The organism is Streptomyces sp. Y20 (assembly GCF_043195475.1).
Classification (GTDB): Bacteria; Actinomycetota; Actinomycetes; order Streptomycetales; family Streptomycetaceae; genus Streptomyces.
Window position 1 is genome coordinate 1 of record NZ_JBIDDP010000045.1, and the last position, 447, is coordinate 447.

The 447-nt window shown below is 70.0% G+C and carries 1 pseudogene; it reads right to left on the reverse strand.

Annotation, left to right across the window (positions count from 1 at the left end):
* Nucleotides 1-447, reverse strand: a pseudogene (locus tag ACGFT1_RS35770) (hypothetical protein); the annotation flags it as partial.

Consider the following 447-nt stretch of genomic DNA (forward strand, 5'->3'; position numbering starts at 1 on the left):
GGCGGGCACGTTCGCGGCAATCGTCCCCGTGGTCTGCGTGGTCCGCTTCGACCAGAGGTCCTTGAGGAGGTACGAGGATCCGGCGGGCAGCCCGGCCTTGGCGGCCGTCGTCGTGATGGTGTGTGCCTCGTCGGACGAGTTGAACAGGGCCACGGCCCGGTCGCCGTTCGCGAGGGGCTTGGACAGGACGTCGTAGCCGTCGCCCTGCTGGACGATGCGTCCCTGGAGGCCCTTGGCGTCCTGGTCGACGGCGATGACGTCCTTGTTGCCGAGGACGTCGAGCGCCTCGGGCGAGGCCTTCGTCAGGTCGGTGCTGGAGATGAGAGGGGCGGCCATCACGGACCACAGCGACATCTGGCTGCGGATCTCGTCGCCGGTGAGCCGGGACTGCCCGGCGAGCAGGAAGTCGGGGTCGTTCCACCGGCCGGGGCTCTGCAGGTCGGCGAG